This window comes from Rahnella sp. CJA17(1/100) (assembly GCF_963881615.1).
GTDB lineage: Bacteria > Pseudomonadota > Gammaproteobacteria > Enterobacterales > Enterobacteriaceae > Rahnella > Rahnella aceris.
In genome coordinates, this window is sequence record NZ_CAWOJA010000011.1 from 500259 (window position 1) to 516052 (window position 15794).

The window sequence follows — 15794 nt, forward strand, 5'->3', positions numbered from 1 at the left end:
TTATTTTGATCAATAAAAACTAAAATAACTTAGGTTCATTAAGAGGATGGAAAATGCTTACCCAAGGGCAGCGGATAAAAAACCTTCGTAAAGACAGGAAACTGACTCAAGCTCAGGTCGCAAAGGCGTTAGGTGTTAGTGATGTGACTATTGGCTACTGGGAACGTGACCTGAATGAACCGGGTGGGAAGTCTTTGAGTAATTTGGCGGCTTTTTTCGGTGTTTCTGAGGCTTTCATCCTTTACGGTAAAGAAGAAATTTCTAACATCATTCCCGCATCATTTGGGACACGCCAGATCCCCATTATCAGTTACGTTCAGGCTGGTATCTGGACATCCGCGTCGGACGCAAGCAACCTTGAAGGTAATATTGACTACATCCTAACTGACATAGGACTATCACCCCGTTCTTTTGCCTTAAAAATCAAAGGAAAGTCAATGGAGCCAGAGTTTACTGAAGGTGATCTAATTATCGTTGATCCGGACATAGGTCCGCTGCCTGGTGATTACGTTGTAGCGAAGAATGGTGAACATGAAGCAACATTCAAAAAATACAGAGCACGTGGCAGAGATGCTGGGGGTAATGAGATTTTTTCCCTTGTGCCTCTAAATCAAGATTTCCCAACAAAACATTCTGACCAAGAACCCATATCAATAATTGGCGTAATGGTAGAGCACCGAAAATTCAGACGGCGTTGATCCCCCCTTCCTACTAGCCCTACTTCATTCAAAACACCTTTCAGTTAAAAATCTAAATATTTTTAGTTTTAACTGTTGCATTAAAAACTAAATTATTTTAGATTTACACCATCAGCAGTGATCAACGTGGATGCCCACGCAGTAGTTGCAGGTGGCAAAGAAGCATCGAATGATTCTCTCAGGTATCAGCAGCACGACGGCAAGAACGCCGCAGCTTAATGAGGTATCAGGATGGATAAGCAAGAACCGAAAATTATTGGTTTGGGATCTTCGAATGAAGAGTTAATTGAAGAAACTGTTTCTGAAATCTTGCAAAAGCATGGACACCAAGTAGCCGCCTTTTTGGAAGGCGGCGAGATTACCAAAATTAATCTCTTATTTTCGGATTGAAAGCTTCAATTCGGTTAATAAGCAACTTGGTTGCAGAGGCAACGGCAGGATCCTTACCTTTATAAGCTTGAGCATGACGATTTAGATTTTCAATGACGTCGCTCTTTACTGTGGGTAAGGCAGTTGAAACGGAATGAAGCGCTACCGTGAATGCGTTCTCAAGAGCTTCAATCCTACGGGCTAAAGTGACTAAATTAGTCGAAGCGTTTTCCACCTTCATTTCCTTCTTGGCTGTGTGAGAACTACCAAGATAACACCGCCGCCTGAGGTGGAGAAGTGACCAGGCACACAACGGCAAGAACACTGGGGGGTTGATGAACTCACTTACCATAAACCCAGTATGACCACAGTCCCAGTGTTCTTCCCGTTGTGCAAAGCATTCTGGTGATGGTCGGGTTCCCTACCCGATTGCGGGTTCGACTCCCGCCGCCCAATCAGATCGACGTTGAACCTCGATAATTGCTGTGTGTAGCTGTATTCGGCGGTGGCATGACTCTTCAACCATCCAACATCAGGGGGAGCGAAGATAATGTTCTGATCATTACCACCGCCAATTTTTTCGCAGGCATAGACAAGGGTTCGCTGGCCCCACCCAGCACGCCCTGTGCATTACCGGCTGCCCTTGTCTATGTGTGTGAGTAATTTCCCGCGGTGTGCGCCGCGATAATGAGGGCATGAAAATGGCTGAAAGTCGTATGACCAACGTCCCGGAGTTTCTCTCCGAATTGGACGCCGGTATTTTCGAAAACAAAATCGCCGCCGCGCTGAATACTGCCGCTCTGGGTGTTCTGAATAACGGTGGTAAAGGCAAAGTGTCCATCGAGATTGATGTTTCCCGAATCAGTAATTCGATGGAAGAAAAACGCGTGATGCTGGCTCACAAATTGAAGTTCTCAGCACCTACGCCTCGCGGAAAAACGTCGGAAGAAGACACTACCGAAACCCCTATGTACGTGGGCAAAGGCGGCAAGCTGACCATCATGCAGGAAGATCAGGGCCAGTTGTTCACCATCGCCGGAGATCCTGACGGCAAACTCCGTGACGCGCGATAAGCATCGTTTAACCATCCGATAAAAGGAGATTGTTATGTCTCAAGTTTTAGACGCATCAGCAATCAAAGAAGTCCGGGATATGTCCCTTTCTAATCTGCTGGAAGAACGCCTGTCTTCAGCAGACTGCCCTGCTGTTGCTTTGCCTGAATCTGTCCGTATTCATTCGCTTGAAAACCTGCAAGATGGCCGGTTCCGCTTCCGCGGGAAAATGGAAACCGCCAGCATTCAGGATTTCTCCCGCTACTGCAAAGATTACGCAGGCGAAGGCGTCCGCAGCTTCATTAATGCTGACAACATGGCAGCGGTGACTGTGTTTAACCTTGGCACTCTGACTGCACCAGGTCACGCAGATAACATCGCAGTTTTGAAACTGAAACGCACTGCGCCATTCCAGGCTTTGCTGAACATCAATGGCGATAAAAACTCACAGAAGGATCTGGCCGAGTGGCTCGAAGACTGGTCTGAATTCCTGATGGCTTTCACCGCTGACGGAGAAGTGCTGGACATCAAGAAAGCGATCGGCGGCGTCCGTAAAATTACCATCGAAGCATCCAGTTCTGCGGATCATGAAGATAGTGATTTCGGCGCCAAGCGCTCAGTGATGGAAAGCGTTGAGGCAAAAAGCAAAGAAGTCATGCCTGCGGCATTCGAATTTAAGTGCGTGCCATATGAAGGGCTGGGAGAACGCCGATTCCGCCTGCGCTACAGCGTACTGACCGGCGGCAATGCTCCGGTGCTGGTTCTGCGCATCGTGCAGTTGGAAACGGCTGAAGAACTGATGGCGACCGAGTTCCGCGAGCTGCTCGAAACCAATTTCACCGACGTTGAAGTAGAAACATTCATCGGAGAGTTCAAAGCCTGATAGCGCGGCCTTAAATGCCCTGGTCCACTGGGGCATTTAGTGAATCGTTATTACTGAAATTTAATTGCCAATGCTGGCAAGGGATTCGCTCACGCCGAAATCTGGAAATCACTTATTTAGGAATGCAGCCATGAAACTTATTCAACCGGTCACACCAGAACGCAATGCCGATAACTTGGGATATTGGACTCACCCTGATTTCTTCGAACCGGCCAACGGTAACGAATACCCAGCGCCAGGCGAATTTGAAGCGTGGGCAAAAGCTCAGGGTGTCGAGGTTTATACCCTGTCACTTGATGCCGATCCAGCAGCTGACGATATTCAGGCCGCCTATGAAGTAGGCGAAGCTGATGTTTCTGCGTGGAACCCTACTCCGCCAATCGGTGAAGGCTGGTTCCTTGCCTCAATTCACGATACCGAGGACGGCCCTTATAGCGTTTGGTTCCGCCGCAATACTGAAGAACAAGCCGAAATTGCACGCCTTAAAACCGACTTTTTGGAAAAGCACCAGGTGGCGATCACCGCCGCTTATGAATATTTCAAAGCCTGCCCTGTGGGTAATGAACGCACTATCGCACACCAGATTTATCAGGTACTGCGCACGGCTACGAGGGTGGGCTGAAATGAAAGTTTATATCGCCGGGCCAATGACAGGCCTGCCACATTTCAACCGCCCTGCTTTCAAACGGGCAGCTATAAACCTGTCATTTGAAAAGCATGTGCCACTGAATCCGGCAATCATGCCTGATGGCCTAACAAAAGCTGATTACATGGCTATCGGCCTGACGATGCTGCAACGCGCCGAAGCGATTTACCTGCTTACCGGTTGGCAGTTCAGCGCAGGCGCCAGAGCTGAACATGCGCTGGCCTTAAAGTTGGGTTTGGAAGTAATCGAACAGAGGGAAAGAAGCCATGGCTGAGACAACCCGTTCACATTTCGTCAGGCGGTTTTGCGTGAAAAGAATGCTGAATCTGTGGTTTGTTCCGGTTGAGTTTGCGCCAGCAGTGCCGCCAGGTATGAAAATGCTATGGTGGCGAGCTGGAAAATATTACGGTCGATTTCGGGTCAGTCAGTAAACCGGTGTGCAGCTGGCTATAATTAAACGTGTGGAGTGATATATGACGAGAACATTAACGCTTGATGAATGGGCTCTCGAAGAGTTTTCCGCGCCAATACCTAGCAGACCAACGCTGATGAGGTATGCGAAAAATGGAATGATATACCCCCTGCCCTTTAAAGCTGGGCGGTGCTGGCGTGTTGAAGCATCAGCGCGTTTCATTGGGATAGCTGAGAAGCCTGTGATCAACAAGGATATAGATCCACGTTTAATGAGGATTCTCGAAGATGGCACGTCCACGTAAATATAACGTGAATATTCCCGGGCTGTCGTGCTACTTGGACGCCAGAACCAATAAGGTTTACTGGCGTTACAAGCATCCAGCCACAGGTAAGTTCCACGGTTTGGGGGACAACGAAGAGGAGGCAAAAGCAATCGCAATAGATGCGAATATGCAACTCAATCAGAGGAAAATGGCAAATCTTCTGAGAGTAAGAAATGAAATTAGCCGTGAAGTGAATAAAGGTATCACTACCAATGCATGGGTTGATAAATATAGAGCGATTCAGCTAGAAAGGGTTAAGGCTGGCGAAATAAAGCCCGATACTGCGAAACTGCGGGAACCTTCTTTACGAGCATTAATTTCTCATTGCGGGATAAAACCATTGTCGGAAGTAGGTGCCAGAGATATTGCTGGGATCCTCGATGTTTACATTGAAAAAGGTCAGGGAAGGATGGCGCAGATGGTGCGTTCGAATCTAAGTGATGTATTTAAAGAAGCTCAGCATGCTGGTGAAGTTCCGGCTGGTTATAACCCTGCGAAGGCAACAAAACAACCTCGGGCAAAAGTTTCACGACAGAGACTTTCATTTGATGAATGGAAAGCCATTTATTCGGCTGCATTAACGTTACCAGTGCATATTCCCAGGGCAATGCTATTGGCCTTAATTACAGGCCAACGGATAGGAGATATATCAAAGTTGAAATTTACTGATATCTGGGATGATAAACTTCATATAGTTCAGCAAAAAACCGGGGCTAAAATAGCTATACCGCTTTCTTTGAAATGTGAGGTGTTGGGGCTGTCTCTTCAGGATGTGATAACAGAATGCCGAGATTCCGTTTTGAGTCAGTGGATCTTGCATCATCACCGTTCACGAAGAAACTGTACCCGTGGTGGGCAGATAACTAAAAGCACACTCTCAAAAGGATTTGCTGAAGCCCGAGATAAAAGTGGTCTGCTGTGGGAGGGAGAGAATCCTCCAACATTCCATGAACAGAGGTCATTGTCGGAACGCTTGTTCAGAGAGCAAGGAATAAACACGCAAGTTTTACTTGGACATAAAAATAGTCAAATGACGGAGAAGTATAACGACGACCGGGGGAAAGACTGGAAGGAAGTTGTTGTTTAATTAAGGTGCCGTTTTGCAGAAGAATTTTGCAGGAGTTTTGCAGGGATGAACATTTACTCTTAAATAATAGTCAGTTAGCAGTTGATACCCATACCGAAGTCATAAGTGGTAGAAAGAGCATAGCCATCACCATTCTGATGACGAACGTCGCGGCCATTATTCGTGCCTTCACCTGCTGGTGTATAGTTAATGTCTTCGCTGTTGTTATCGCCATCATTCGCACCCTGATATTGCAGCGCAAAGTTCCAGCCTTTTACTTCACCAAAGAAGTCTGTATTACGGTAAGTCGCAACGCCATTAGTACGACCAACCATAAAGTTATCAGAAGAGGTGTAGGTATCGCCGCCGAACACTGGCAGCATATCGGTCCAGGCTTCAATGTCATACACAACGCCGTAGTTACGGCCGTAATCGAATGAACCGAAGTCAGCGAATTTCAGACCCGCAAAGCCCAGACGGGTGGCGTTGCCTGATGTACCTGTACTTTCAGAATTATTAGCCTGGACGTTGTATTCCCACTGGCCGTAACCGGTCAGTTGATCGGTAATTTGGGTTTCACCTTTAAAGCCTACACGAACATACGTTACGTCGCCGTCCTGACCTGCATCATCTGAAAATTGGTGACGTGCATCAACTTTGCCATACAGGTCCAGTTTATTGCCGTCTTTAATATATATTTCTGCGGAATGAGCTGCGCCTGCAACCAGTAATGCCGGGATAATAAGTGCCAATGCTTTTAATTTCATGATGTATTCCTTTATCATTTAATTGGATATTTGAATTTATTATATATGTATTTTCAATGAGTCAGACTCGTATTAATATTACCTACAGAGTTCCGTGGTTCTGTAGATAAATTATCGGTTTTAATTTTATTATTTATTACTAATTATTTCTGTCGGTATTATCAATATTTCGAATGAATGTTATAGTTAATTTCATATAAAATATGTATTTATAATTATGTATTTTTCTGTGGTACTTTATTTCCGGGTTGTGGAATCATCACTGCAATCCTATTTACCCTTCCTTGGTTTTACTTATATTCTTTTTTAGTCGCCGTTTTACCCCTGTTAACGGCGTTAGTATGTCGCCCCGCCTGACTGCGGGGCTTTTTTTTGCATAAAAAAACCCATAACCGGCGAAAGTTATGGGCTCAACAAATGAGAGAGAACTAAAATTTCTACGACGAGGTCAGAGAGACTTTCCACAACAACCTGCATAACAGATATCACGGTTGCGTTATCCGCAGCGGAAACACCGGCTATTCAGGGTACAGCACATAATTTCAGGAGAAGGTTTCTCTCATGGCACAGCTCGTTCCAGTAACTGAACCGCAATAAACGGATATAACGATCAGGAGCGGCGAAACCAGGCCGGATCACTGTTCCCCACATCAATACCGTAAAGACAGCCTGTGGCGAGAAAGCTTTCCAGCAGACGGGATGTATCCTGCGCCCTCTCCGCTGGTGGATGACTGACCTTGCGGTGCGTGATACGTTGCCATAGCGAACGGCGTTCAGCAGTGTGTACAGTGATTGACATACAGGCCTCCGGTTAATCGCAGCTTCAAAATCAAAGCTTTCTTTAACGCTGGTTTCAAAATCGTGGCAAACGATGCCTGCCGCGGGAATGAACGTAGTAAACCTTTTATGAACGGCAAACTGAACCAACCATTTTTGCTTTCTTTATGAAGTTTTGAACTATAACTCCCGCAGCCAAACGCCTTCGCAGAACAGTTTTGCACAGGCCAGACTTTGCTGATGACGTAATGCCGGATCAGCGGGATCTTGCGCGAATTGTACCAGCATGCCGGTAAAACATTGCGCGAGCATGACGGCAGAAATTTCTTTGCGGAAAAGTTTGCTTTGCTGATTTTGCACGAGGTTTTCTGCCATCAGGTTGATCAGCAAACGCTGTGTTTCTTGCGCCAGAGGTGGCAGCAAAAACACCTGCTGCGTCAGTTCATTGTTTTCAGCGAAAAAATTCAGCAACTTGCGAAAGCAGAGCGCCATCCGGTCCAGTACCTGATTTTCGGCAACGTCAGGCGCAATCTGTAATGAACGCACCAGTGCAGTCAGGCGTTCACGGAAAAGAACAATATTATTGCCGGTCATTTCTGCATCCTTACTCTCTTACACGTATGCCATTCTAAACGACTTGCTGGCAGGAACAGCCATTTGCGTTTGACCAAATCAGAAAAAGTTAATGACCGTGCTTAACAATTGCACATTGGGAGCGGCAGGCGTAAACCAGTGGATAGCTCACGCAACGGCACCGGGTCGGGTAGACCGTGTCTTGCGCGCAGCACCTGAAGAAGATACCGAATACATAGAGGATAGTCGTATGTCTAAAAATGGAAAAGTGGCTTTAGTGACAGGTGGTGGTCAGGGGATCGGCCGCGCGATTGCACTGCGTCTGGCGAAGGATGGTTTTGCTGTGGCCGTGGTGGATTTTAATGGGGAAACAGCGAAAAAAGTTGCCGAAGAAATTAATCATGCCGGTGGTAAAGCCATTGCTCAGTTGGCGGACGTTTCAGACCGGGAGCAAGTTTTTGCTGCCGTAGAAGCGGCCACCAGGCAACTCGGTGGTTTTGACGTCATCGTTAATAATGCCGGGATTGCGCCGACGACACTGATTGAAGACATCACCCCGGAAATCGTCGATAAAGTTTATAATATCAACGTGAAAGGTGTCATTTGGGGCATTCAGGCGGCGGTCAAAGCGTTCAAGTCACAAGGGCATGGCGGCAAAATTATTAATGCGTCATCACAGGCCGGGCATGTGGGTAACCCTGAACTGGCGATCTACAGTTCGAGTAAATTTGCGGTGCGCGGGCTGACACAAACTGCAGCGCGTGACCTGGCCTCGCTGGGTATTACTGTCAATGCCTACTGTCCTGGGATTGTGAAAACGCCGATGTGGGAAGAAATAGACCGTCAGGTGTCAGCGGCAGCCGGAAAACCGGCGGGCTATGGTACACAAGAATTCGCCAAGAATATTACGCTGAAACGCCTTTCTGAGCCGGAAGATGTCGCGGCTTGCGTTTCTTATCTGGCCGGGCCGGATTCTGATTACATGACGGGTCAGGCTTTGCTGATCGACGGCGGTATGGTGTTCAACTGATCCCCTTTCCCGCCCGTCAGGCCTCTCATAATGAGGGGCTTTTTTCTACCTGATCACTGTGTGGCCAGCGGAATATAGTATTCGCAGGTCACGCCTTTGAGCGCAGATTCACGCGAGTACTTCTCAAGGTCCGGTTGCATAATAAATTCAAGACCCAGCGTAGGCAAAAACACAGAATACAGATAAAGAATAAAATCGTTCAACCGGCTAAGATCGTACGGATAGTTGATCTTCAGATAACGGCTGGCCGGAACCAGGATGTTGTGGCTATCGCTGGTGTGTACCTGATGCGCCACGGTGTAATCCATCTGCAACGCATTCGCCACTTCATCATTCGTATCAGGCCGGCAGTCCGACAATCCCCAGACCGGTGCTCGCAGAGATTCCGGTGTTTCCAGATAACGCAGCAACTCCGCGCGGTGAACGTGATTCTTACTGTTGAATAAGGCTTCAATGGGGTAAGAATGCGAGATCGTCTCCCCTTCAAACGCCATCACCGGTAACTCGACGATTTCATATTCCGGCTGCGGAAACTCATCGACGGTAAGCGGCGCGGTGATACCGTTCATGGTCCATGATGCATTGCGGCGATACGTACCGGGAGTTTCGGCGAAATTCTTCTTGAACGATCGGGTGAACGTTTGCTGCGAATCGTACGAGTAGTACAACGAAATATCGAGGATAGGCATATTGGTCAGACGCAACGCGATAGCGGCCATCGTGAGACGGCGGTCACGAATGTATTTACCTAGTGCGTAACCCGTTTTACTTTTAAACAAACGCTGAAGATACCATGGTGAATAGCCGGTTTTTTTTGAGGCTTTTTCCATGGTCAGACGATCACTTAAGTTGACTTCGATCCAGTAGAGTAACTCTTTGATCAAATCATCATGAAAATCAGGTTTTTGTTCGCTTTGCAAAATGAACTCCCTGTGCTGCAATAAAGTCGCGTGATTAGGACGCGACAGATTTTGAAATCATATGCACTACAATGGCATCCGCGCTCTGGCTAACGTTTTTTAGACATCAGAGGTTTCCTCACATACCGTTCGGCAGGCGTAAAGCTCATTTTCGATGGCGCGGTTAAGATTGTATTCTGCACAGTCTGCGCTCAGCCCGAGCGTTTCCAGGCGTGACATGGCATCCATGCTGCTTTACACAGATAAGCCACAGGAGTAACCGAAGAAAAGTAGATAGCTGAGGATAATGCCAAGACTTGAACGGATGTTCAAGTTATTTGAGAACGCTCATTCACCTGTGAATTTATATAGGTAAATGACTTGCAATCTCCTGTAAAAGCATACCCGCCGAGGCAGGCAGAAAAGTGAATATGAGAAATATTATCTGGCGGAACAGGTAAAACTGGAGGCCATTTTTGTGTCACCCTGTCCGTTGTATCGTGGGAATAACGGATAATCACACAACGGCATTTCGCGCCCGGCAGTTGCTTTGTTTGTATCAATCATCACTTGCTGACCCGGATCTATCCCATGAACAACCCATTTATCCAGGACTCCTAATGAATCCCAACTCACCCGATATGTCCCGCTGCTGTGCGTGAAACCCGGTGCCAGGTAGAAACGGGCAAACTGATGAAGTTCTTGCTCACCAAATTCAGCTTTCAGCTTCTCGTAATACGCTACGGTGTTTCCTGGCGGAACAGCCATATCCGCCGTGCCATGCATCAGTAAAAGTTTGCCTCCATGCTGCACAAAAGTGTGAATATCAGCACTATCATTATCGATTTGTGCCGCCAGTTCTTTCAGCCTCGTCTCATGGGCTGCGGGATTAAACTGAAGAGAGTCGTAATTTGCATCTCGCATCACTTCGTAGCGGACAGCTTGATCGCCCATCATGTAAGGGAATGAAATAATGATATTACTGGCTTCTGGTTTTGGCTTGTTTGCACCTGAACCAAAAACACTGACCAACGCAGAAGCGTCTGCACCACGTAAAATTGGCCATGGGGCAAAGTGATCGCCAGTTAGCAGGTTGACACCCAGAGGCACTGGTTTATTAAGCATCTGGACCAGCGCGATTTGCGTATCTGAAAGGCAGTTGGCGCCCATATCTTTCCCATCCGGGCAGCGCAGATGAGCCAGTTTAAATGTCGAACTGCAGGCATCCGGATTGGCGACTACACCATCAGCCAGACCATCCAGTTTGTCACAGGCACCAGTAACGGCATTGGCAATCAGTGCGGCTTTGGCCGGCGAAATCCACGCGCCCGGCGTGTTGTAGATTGCCTTCCCGATGCTGATCCCGGCCATGTGCAGTTCAACGACGTTATACACCGGATGAATGGCAATCGCGCCGTCATAGTCAAGCGGGAAGCGCTGGATCGCCGCAAGCGCTTCGTGGCCACCTTGCGAATTACCCTGAAAATACATGTGAGCAGGTTTTCGACCATAAGCCTGTTGGATCAAGGCAACGGCCACATCGTGTGTTTTCTTGATTTGCGCACCGGCAAAGTTATCCCAGGCTTCCCCGTTAAGGGTAAAGGAAGCATCGGATACTCCGCCCTGATGGCCTGAATCACTGCCAAACGTGGCATAACCTTGCTTTATTGCGCCAGGTGTTGCTGCCGGCGCCAGACGTGCTGTATCAGCGTCTTTAATCGCGCCGTCAAAACCACTGCCACCCAGTTGCAGGGCTTTACCATTCCACTCAAGCGGCAGGTAAAGCTGAAAATTAATATCGGGCGCATTGAGATCGACCGGCCTGATCTGCCCTTCAATCTTGCAATGTTGATTACCCGGATGGCCCGCCATTGCCACTGTGGTGACCCGCGCCCCCCTTGTCGGAAGCCCGATTGCGTCTGCATTGATATGCACATTTTTTAAGGCGACGCACTGTGCTTCGGTGAGGCCTTTTTCAGGGGCAGCTAAAACAGTAGCGGTGAACAGCACAAGCGAGCAGAGGCAGAAGGGAGCTTTCATCAGACAACGTTCATTCCGGCGGCTAAGTAGCGGCAGTTTGTCATTAAATGACCTGTGAAAGAAGACTTTTGACTATTGAGTGTTTAAAAAAATGGTCACATTATGCATTAATTATATATCTGATGAATATTAATCTCTCGGAAAATTACCGACATCATTAAGTTTATAAACATATTAATAATGAATATCTTAAAATAAAGCAAGGCAGGCCAATATTAAAAATGCGCAGTGATGGGTATTTATTTGCCTGTTATTGATGTTAAGCGTATATTCGCGTTTGCCTGAATTTAAAATGACGGCCTATATACATAATCATCTATTTTAAAAAGGAATTTATATGAAAAACTTATTTAAGTTAGCTCTCCTCGCTTCGGTAGTTACGACACTTTCAGGCTGTACCGGTAGCGTTTTTAATAAAGAGAAAAATTGTGACTATACTTATTTGCTGCACCCTGCGATTTCAATTTCTAAAATGATCGGGGGTTGTGGTCCGGCAGAGAAATAAGTAGCGGGTTTTGTCATGCCGGACCTTTGTGTCCGGCATTTGCTATTCTGCAACGCCTGAATTCATAATTTTTACCGTTCCCCCCCTTTTTTCATTACCGAGCCATAAGATCATACGAACCCAACTTTAGTTACAACATACATATGCCAGATAAATCAAAAACACCAAAAACTTAACCAAAAGTGTCTTCTGTATTTCTTCAGGACGAACGTGTCTTAGATTTATTGACCAGCCTCCATCCGCACGGATAAAAAAATGGCCGCATAAGCGACCATTAGCCTCTTTCAGAAATAGAGAATTTACCGCTTACGCCACAGTGTAACTTCCGCTACGGTATGCTGGAATTTCCTCGCCGTTTCACGGATCACAAACGGAACATCTGTCGGTTTCCTAACCTCTTCAAATTCATTCGCCAGCAAACGTTTCAACGCCTGATGCGTCGTAACAGCTTCACCATTTTCCCGGAACCCGCCCAGCCAGTGCTCTTTCGGTGTAAACTCTTCGAGCCAGGTGTAAGGTGAAGAAAGCATGAGTAAGCCGCCAGAACGAATCATTGGCGTAATATCTGTCAGAAAACGTGCAGGTTCACGCAGTCGATCCAGCAAATTAGCAGCCAGGACCAGATCATATAATTCCGCCTGCGGCTTCAGGTTACAGGCATCACCCTGCACAAAATTCACCCGCACTGTCTGCTCTGCTGAGATATTGACATCAGCGAGCGAAGCCTGGCAATAATCCACCAGTTCGCCCTCCTCCGGGATTACATACCGACAGGCTTCACCGCGTGCCAGAGCCAGAGCGACATCAATAAATCGCGCGGAATAATCCATTCCAACCACGGAGTCGAAATGACGCGCAAGTTCAAAACTGGCACGCCCCGTAGCACACCCGATATCCAGTGCCCTGCCACGATTAACTGTATTTTCAACTGCAATATCAACCAGTTGAACCGCATAATTCGTTACGTCGAAATGACGCGGACCGTACTGGAAATCAAGATACTGCGCCACCAGCCCGTCAGTTTCATAAGGATTCACTTTCACCACTTCCTGATGGCTGGAAATCACATAGCGGAAACCGGCATGCTGGAAAAAGTGGCGACGGAAAGCATAACGCGAAGATTTTAGCGCTTCATTGCCCGTTGAAATCCAGCTTCCGCCTTTGATCATGGAATGTTTACCATCGAATGTTGGCGTCGAAAAATCATCATATAAAGGATGAACACGAAAGCCGTCAAATCCACTGATCGGCGTAGACGCCCATTGCCAGACATTCCCCACAACATCATAAAAATCACCTTGTTCGAAATGATCAACCGGACAGGATGATGCCCACCATGCGAGGTTGATATTTCCCGGTGCTGTTTCCCAGTCTGGCTGATCACCCTGCACCTGATTACGCAGAATCATCCATTCAGCTTCGGTCGGCAACTGTACTGATTCACCGGTCTGCGCCGCTTTCCAGCGACAGAATGCTGCCGCTTCCAGTTGATTAACTTCAGCAGGCCAGTCCCATGGCATCGGTACTTCTTCAGTCATCAGGCGAAGTTTCAGCCGTTCAGGTTCGCGGGGCGAACCCACCCAGAAAGTGGGCATTTCAGCCCGCGCAAAATCCCGCCAGCCAAGCCCTTCCTCATCCCACCACTGGGCATCGTGATAGCCGTCCGCCTGTATAAAAGTATAAAATTCAGCGTTACTGACCAGCATCTTACTGGCACTAAATGCCTGAATTTTCTGTTGAGATGTGCCGTATTCGTTATCCCAGCCGTAGGTATCATCCTGCTTACCCAACGTGACAATGTCACCTTTCACCGCCAGCATAGTGTTATCAGGTACGCTGTTGCGGTCATGACAGGCGATTCCACACACCGGCCAGTGAGATTGTGGCTTAACCCATTCCACCGGCAACTGACGGATCAATACACTGGATGTTTCCAGATGAATGCGCTCATGTTCAATGCCCATCAGAATCACCCAGGCAGGGCTGTCCCATCCGATGGGTAAACTCAGCGCCATGGTGTCAATAATACCGAGCACTTCTTCACGTACTTTGTCGCGGTATTGACGCAAGTTAACAACAGATGGCCAGTTATAGTTCTGATCGTCGAGATCATCCCAGCTCATTTCATCCACACCGATCGCCAGCATCGCTTCGATGTGTGAATCAACACGTTGAGGAATCAGCCCTGCAGCCATCAGCTTATTAATATAAAAAGTGGCGGTATGACCGAAATAAAAAATCAGCGGGTGGCGAAGCGAAATTGCCTTATTGAAATAGGCTCTTTCATCAGCGAGACAATCAAACAGGCTCTCGTACAGCTCCCAGGTTTGAATGAAATAATCGCGAATTTCCTGACGTTTTTCTTCCGCTGTTCCGGTGCTTAGCAAAATGGTCTGCGTCGGTTCTGGCAACCCGATAGCCTTGTTTTGTGTTGAAAGCATTATTAGTCCTCTGTCTTCTTGCGTTGCCAAATCAATACACAATTGTAGCAGGTCACATCTTTGGCTTATTCCCGGTCTGGTTTTTACCGGCTTTATATTCTCAATCGTGAGACATTAACATAACCTTAAAATCGGGCCTATGCTCGCTATCTCTCCATAAACAACAGCGAACTTTCACGAACATGCAGAGATTCGCCCTCAAAATGATGACGTAAATCGTAGTAATCTGGTGCATCAATGATGCCCTGAATATTGTCAGAAAATGCTTCCAGCGCCTGTTTCATCTGCGGCAGATAATCGTGAGTGTCATAAACACGGTCGATCCCCTCAAGCGAATGATTCATAATTTTACGCGCAACATCGTTCGGCACATTCAGGGAGGATAACTTGGAACGCGCCGTACGGCGTAAATCGCGGGTGGTAAAAGCATCAATCCCCGGCCCCCGTTCCGCACGTAGCAGGCGCCGTATAACCTGTGTCACCGCACCGCGTGATAACGGTCTTTGTGCATCGAGCGGTGAAGGCACCAGCCAGGGACTGTGTTTCGGACTGGCTGATAGAAGAGCATTGATGCAGGTGATCATTAATGGCGTCAGCGGCAGGCTGTGATCACGAGCCGATTTATTGCGCGTACCCTGTCGCCAGATGCCGATCTGCAAATGGAACTCATCTTTTCTGGCGCGCACCACTTCATCTGGTCGTCGTGCAGTCAGCAGGCACAACCGCAATGCCCAGCGACATTGTTCAGAAATATCGCATAAATCAAGGCTATGCCAGAAAACCCAGATTTCAGCATCGGTTAACGTTCGTTCGCGTGGCGGGGTATTCCGGCCGCCGACGTCGCGGCGCTTCATGGTACTTAGTGGCGAATGTGCCAGATATCCCTGGGTTTCTGCCCAGCCAAAAAATTGCTTACAAAGCGCGAATACCCGTTTTGCTTCTGAAACTTTCCCGTCCGCCAGCAGTACATTAAACAAACGGTTCAGTCGTAAACGGGTGATTTTATTCAGAGGCACTTCGCCGATCACTGGCAACACATGTTTCATCAGGGATGAAACAGCAATTTCTGGCCGGCGTCGTGTCAGGATCAGTGAAAGCCGGATCCAGATATTGATCACCTGCCCGACCGTCGCATTGCCCTCCTCATCAAAATCATCCAGTTTGGCAAGCGGTGTCATTTTCACATTCTGCAGATAAGCCAAAACATGCTGACCAACATTTCCGGCAGCAAAATCTCCTTCGACTATTGTTACGGATCCGATCTTACTCATCTGCCCAATTCACCTCAAAAATCACAGGCCGGAGTTATAA

At 47.7% G+C, this 15794-nt stretch carries 17 protein-coding genes and 1 pseudogene; 10 read left to right on the forward strand and 8 right to left on the reverse strand.

Annotated elements, in window-relative coordinates; all coding sequences use genetic code 11:
* Window positions 1-53: 53 nt before the first annotated feature.
* Entirely contained in the window at window positions 54-698 is a 645-nt protein-coding gene (locus AACU55_RS08620) for a LexA family protein (RefSeq protein WP_112198718.1), read from the forward strand.
* Between the two features lie 231 nt (window positions 699-929).
* On the forward strand, window positions 930-1088 hold the full coding sequence (locus tag AACU55_RS08625) for a hypothetical protein (protein WP_167686131.1): 159 nt from the start codon (window positions 930-932) through the stop codon (window positions 1086-1088).
* Here the strand turns inward: AACU55_RS08625 and AACU55_RS08630 are convergent.
* Window positions 1066-1302: a hypothetical protein gene (locus AACU55_RS08630; RefSeq protein ID WP_132964301.1), complete on the reverse strand. Its 237-nt coding sequence runs from the start codon at window positions 1300-1302 to the stop codon at window positions 1066-1068. The two genes, AACU55_RS08625 and AACU55_RS08630, sit on opposite strands and share 23 nt — an antisense overlap.
* 466 nt (window positions 1303-1768) lie before the next feature.
* Between AACU55_RS08630 and AACU55_RS08635 the strand changes: the two genes are divergently transcribed.
* The 6 genes from AACU55_RS08635 (at window position 1769) to AACU55_RS08660 (ending at window position 5472) form a co-directional block, all read left to right on the forward strand.
* Window positions 1769-2140 carry a hypothetical protein gene (locus AACU55_RS08635; RefSeq protein WP_112198717.1) on the forward strand — a complete coding sequence of 124 codons (372 nt, stop codon included), beginning with the start codon at window positions 1769-1771 and terminating at the stop codon, window positions 2138-2140.
* 34 nt (window positions 2141-2174) lie between these two features.
* Window positions 2175-3002 (forward strand): YfdQ family protein, encoded by an 828-nt coding sequence (locus tag AACU55_RS08640; RefSeq protein WP_112198716.1) that lies wholly within the window; start codon window positions 2175-2177, stop codon window positions 3000-3002.
* Window positions 3003-3132: 130 nt separating this feature from the next.
* The gene (locus AACU55_RS08645) at window positions 3133-3624 is read left to right on the forward strand and encodes a hypothetical protein (RefSeq protein ID WP_013577811.1); all 492 of its coding nucleotides are present in this window, start codon (window positions 3133-3135) and stop codon (window positions 3622-3624) included.
* A 1-nt stretch (window position 3625) separates the two neighbouring features.
* A complete protein-coding gene (locus tag AACU55_RS08650; protein ID WP_013577812.1) occupies window positions 3626-3922 on the forward strand; it encodes a DUF4406 domain-containing protein in 297 nt (98 codons plus the stop codon).
* Window positions 3923-4121: 199 nt separating this feature from the next.
* Entirely contained in the window at window positions 4122-4364 is a 243-nt protein-coding gene (locus AACU55_RS08655; protein WP_013577813.1) for an excisionase, read from the forward strand.
* On the forward strand, window positions 4348-5472 hold the full coding sequence (locus tag AACU55_RS08660) for a site-specific integrase (RefSeq protein WP_121019974.1): 1125 nt from the start codon (window positions 4348-4350) through the stop codon (window positions 5470-5472). The genes AACU55_RS08655 and AACU55_RS08660 overlap by 17 nt, the downstream gene beginning before the upstream one ends.
* Before the next feature lie 80 nt (window positions 5473-5552).
* Here AACU55_RS08660 and AACU55_RS08665 read toward each other — a convergent pair.
* The 3 genes and pseudogenes from AACU55_RS08665 to AACU55_RS08675 all read right to left on the reverse strand — a co-directional run.
* A pseudogene (locus AACU55_RS08665) lies at window positions 5553-6218 on the reverse strand (porin); the annotation flags it as partial.
* Between the two features lie 610 nt (window positions 6219-6828).
* Window positions 6829-7017 carry a hypothetical protein gene (locus tag AACU55_RS08670; protein WP_037033048.1) on the reverse strand — a complete coding sequence of 63 codons (189 nt, stop codon included), beginning with the start codon at window positions 7015-7017 and terminating at the stop codon, window positions 6829-6831.
* A 158-nt stretch (window positions 7018-7175) separates the two neighbouring features.
* The gene (locus AACU55_RS08675) at window positions 7176-7589 is read right to left on the reverse strand and encodes a hypothetical protein (RefSeq protein ID WP_119262438.1); all 414 of its coding nucleotides are present in this window, start codon (window positions 7587-7589) and stop codon (window positions 7176-7178) included.
* Between the two features lie 229 nt (window positions 7590-7818).
* On the opposite strand from AACU55_RS08675, the gene AACU55_RS08680 reads away from it, so the two are divergent.
* Entirely contained in the window at window positions 7819-8598 is a 780-nt protein-coding gene (locus AACU55_RS08680; protein ID WP_013577817.1) for a (S)-acetoin forming diacetyl reductase, read from the forward strand.
* Window positions 8599-8651: 53 nt separating this feature from the next.
* On the opposite strand, the gene AACU55_RS08685 is transcribed toward AACU55_RS08680, so the two are convergent.
* On the reverse strand, window positions 8652-9518 hold the full coding sequence (locus tag AACU55_RS08685) for a helix-turn-helix domain-containing protein (RefSeq protein WP_037033050.1): 867 nt from the start codon (window positions 9516-9518) through the stop codon (window positions 8652-8654).
* Between the two features lie 420 nt (window positions 9519-9938).
* Complete coding sequence (locus AACU55_RS08690; protein WP_037033051.1) at window positions 9939-11537, reverse strand: tannase/feruloyl esterase family alpha/beta hydrolase; 1599 nt, start codon at window positions 11535-11537, stop codon at window positions 9939-9941.
* Between the two features lie 337 nt (window positions 11538-11874).
* Here AACU55_RS08690 and AACU55_RS08695 point away from each other — a divergent pair, with 337 nt between their 5' ends.
* Entirely contained in the window at window positions 11875-12042 is a 168-nt protein-coding gene (locus AACU55_RS08695) for a YhfL family protein (RefSeq protein WP_072012252.1), read from the forward strand.
* Between the two features lie 299 nt (window positions 12043-12341).
* On the opposite strand, the gene ovoA is transcribed toward AACU55_RS08695, so the two are convergent.
* On the reverse strand, window positions 12342-14483 hold the full coding sequence (ovoA, locus tag AACU55_RS08700; protein ID WP_134705432.1) for a 5-histidylcysteine sulfoxide synthase: 2142 nt from the start codon (window positions 14481-14483) through the stop codon (window positions 12342-12344).
* Between the two features lie 146 nt (window positions 14484-14629).
* Window positions 14630-15754, reverse strand: coding sequence for a tyrosine-type recombinase/integrase (locus AACU55_RS08705; protein ID WP_134705433.1), 1125 nt, complete (start codon window positions 15752-15754; stop codon window positions 14630-14632).
* Between the last annotated feature and the right edge of the window lie 40 nt (window positions 15755-15794).

Excerpts from the sequence above, each read along its gene's own strand:
- AACU55_RS08620 (WP_112198718.1), top strand. The coding sequence starts at position 54 with ATGCTTACCCAAGGGCAGCGGATAAAAAACCTTCGTAAAGACAGGAAA.
- AACU55_RS08625 (WP_167686131.1), top strand. The coding sequence starts at position 930 with ATGGATAAGCAAGAACCGAAAATTATTGGTTTGGGATCTTCGAATGAA.
- AACU55_RS08635 (WP_112198717.1), top strand. The coding sequence starts at position 1,769 with ATGGCTGAAAGTCGTATGACCAACGTCCCGGAGTTTCTCTCCGAATTG.
- AACU55_RS08640 (WP_112198716.1), top strand. The coding sequence starts at position 2,175 with ATGTCTCAAGTTTTAGACGCATCAGCAATCAAAGAAGTCCGGGATATG.
- AACU55_RS08645 (WP_013577811.1), top strand. The coding sequence starts at position 3,133 with ATGAAACTTATTCAACCGGTCACACCAGAACGCAATGCCGATAACTTG.
- AACU55_RS08650 (WP_013577812.1), top strand. The coding sequence starts at position 3,626 with ATGAAAGTTTATATCGCCGGGCCAATGACAGGCCTGCCACATTTCAAC.
- AACU55_RS08655 (WP_013577813.1), top strand. The coding sequence starts at position 4,122 with ATGACGAGAACATTAACGCTTGATGAATGGGCTCTCGAAGAGTTTTCC.
- AACU55_RS08660 (WP_121019974.1), top strand. The coding sequence starts at position 4,348 with ATGGCACGTCCACGTAAATATAACGTGAATATTCCCGGGCTGTCGTGC.
- AACU55_RS08670 (WP_037033048.1), bottom strand. The coding sequence starts at position 7,017 with ATGTCAATCACTGTACACACTGCTGAACGCCGTTCGCTATGGCAACGT.
- AACU55_RS08675 (WP_119262438.1), bottom strand. The coding sequence starts at position 7,589 with ATGACCGGCAATAATATTGTTCTTTTCCGTGAACGCCTGACTGCACTG.
- AACU55_RS08680 (WP_013577817.1), top strand. The coding sequence starts at position 7,819 with ATGTCTAAAAATGGAAAAGTGGCTTTAGTGACAGGTGGTGGTCAGGGG.
- AACU55_RS08690 (WP_037033051.1), bottom strand. The coding sequence starts at position 11,537 with ATGAAAGCTCCCTTCTGCCTCTGCTCGCTTGTGCTGTTCACCGCTACT.
- AACU55_RS08695 (WP_072012252.1), top strand. The coding sequence starts at position 11,875 with ATGAAAAACTTATTTAAGTTAGCTCTCCTCGCTTCGGTAGTTACGACA.
- ovoA (WP_134705432.1), bottom strand. The coding sequence starts at position 14,483 with ATGCTTTCAACACAAAACAAGGCTATCGGGTTGCCAGAACCGACGCAG.
- AACU55_RS08705 (WP_134705433.1), bottom strand. The coding sequence starts at position 15,754 with ATGAGTAAGATCGGATCCGTAACAATAGTCGAAGGAGATTTTGCTGCC.